Raw genomic sequence first — 1,721 nt, 5'->3', positions numbered from 1 at the left:
CGGCGCCGCGCGTAGCACCTCGGTGCCCGCATCCCCCGACCACTGCTGCGCCCGCCACTCGAGCACGGAGACCGACGACTCCCCGGGCAGCAGGACGACGGGGGTGGCGGTGTCCCCGCCCGCACCGGAGTCCGACGGGGCCGCGGGGGCGCTGCGTCCCTCGAGTGCGTCCACGGTCACCACGTGCAGGTCCTCGCCGTCGTGCTCGAGCTGGATGACGGGTCGGGTGTCCAGCTCACAGGGCGAGGACGAGTCATTGGTCGCCCGCAGCATCAGCTGGCTCCGGTCGATCGCGAACGAAGCGTTCTCGATGGTGAAGGAGAGGTCGCCGCTGCGGCACGGGCGTGCCGTGGCCGGGCGTGACGTGGTGGGCGAGGCCGCCGTGCCCGGGCCGGTGGTGGTGGCACCGGTGCCCGACTGCCCGGGGCCCGTCGCACCCGACTGGGCGGAGGCCGCAGCGCCCGCTGTGGGGGAGGAGACGGCGGTGACCGGCGTGCCGCAGGCGGTGGTGCCCACCAGGGACACGAGGACGAGGAACGCGGCCTCCACCGGGGGGTGCATGAGCGGGTTCCGCCCTCCCTGCGACGACCCGTCGTGCCCCGCGTCCCCCCGTGCCCCGAGGGGAGCCCGGGGCGTCCCCGACTCCCACGCGCACCGACCCCATCCGACGTCCCTCCTCAGAAGTAGTACGGGTGGCCCGACCAGTCGGGCTCGCGGTGCTCCAGGAAGGCATCGCGTCCCTCCTGCGCCTCGGGCGTCATGTAGGCCATGCGGGTCGCCTCCCCGGCGAAGACCTGCTGCCCGGCCAGGCCGTCATCGGCCAGGTTGAAGGCGAACTTGAGCATGCGGATCGCCTGGGGGGACTTCCCCGCGATGGTGCGCGCCCACTCCAGCGCCCGCTCCTCCAGCTGCGCATGGGGTACGGCGGCGTTGACCACACCCCAACGCTCCGCCGTCGCCGCGTCGTAGCGACCGGCCAGGAAGAAGATCTCCCGGGCGCGCTTGTCGCCCACCTGGCGTGCCAGCAGCGCCGAGCCGTACCCGGCGTCGAAGGAGCCGACATTGGCGTCGGTCTGCATGAAGGCGGCGTGCTCCAGGGAGGCCACCGACAGGTCGCAGACGACGTTGAGGCTGTGGCCGCCCCCCGCCGCCCATCCGGGCACCGCCGCGATGACGACCTTGGGCATGGTGCGGATCAGGCGCTGGACCTCCAGGATGTGGAGCCGCCCCGCGCGTGCCGGGTCGACCTGCTCGCGTCGGGTGGCGGTGGCGGCACCGGGGTCCGCGCCCTCGACCTCGTAGTGGTAGCCGTCGGCACCGCGCACCCGCTGGTCGCCGCCGGAGCAGAAGGAGTACCCACCGTCGCGGGCGGAGGGGCCGTTGCCGGTGAGGATGACGGCGGCGACGTCGCCGCTCATCCGGGCGTGGTCCAGGCAGCGGTGGAGTTCGTCGACCGTGAGCGGGCGGAAGGCGTTGCGGATGTCGGGCCGGTCGAAGGCGATGCGCACCCAGGGCAGGTCCGCCCCCTCGGGCCTGCCGTCCAGGTCCTCCCCGCGCGAGACGCCGCGGTGGTAGGTGATGTCCTGGAGGTCGAATCCCTCCACCTCACGCCAGCGTGAGGCATCGAAGGTGTCGGAGACGAAGGGCAGTGCGGTCATGGGGACAGGGTACGTGCGCCCGGTCGCGGTGCGTGCGCGGCCCGAGTCGACCGCCGGACGTGT

Annotated in this window: 2 protein-coding genes; both read right to left on the bottom strand. The window is 73.6% G+C overall.

Annotated features, from left to right (window positions below; genetic code table 11):
- Positions 1–561, bottom strand: a 561-nt coding sequence (locus tag TA90_RS02060; RefSeq protein WP_043534363.1) for a DUF4232 domain-containing protein, incomplete at its 3' end; no start/stop codon positions are given.
- A 116-nt stretch (positions 562–677) separates the two neighbouring features.
- The gene (locus tag TA90_RS02055) at positions 678–1,658 is read right to left on the bottom strand and encodes a 1,4-dihydroxy-2-naphthoyl-CoA synthase (protein WP_043534364.1); all 981 of its coding nucleotides are present in this window, start codon (positions 1,656–1,658) and stop codon (positions 678–680) included.
- Positions 1,659–1,721 lie beyond the last annotated feature (63 nt).

The organism is Actinomyces polynesiensis, assembly GCF_000820725.1.
In the GTDB taxonomy this organism is placed as follows: Bacteria; Actinomycetota; Actinomycetes; order Actinomycetales; family Actinomycetaceae; genus Pauljensenia; species Pauljensenia polynesiensis.
The sequence above is the reverse complement of the archived record's forward strand: the minus strand, read 5'-3'. Positions and strand labels throughout refer to the sequence as shown.

Excerpts from the sequence above, each read along its gene's own strand:
- TA90_RS02055 (WP_043534364.1), bottom strand. The coding sequence starts at position 1,658 with ATGACCGCACTGCCCTTCGTCTCCGACACCTTCGATGCCTCACGCTGG.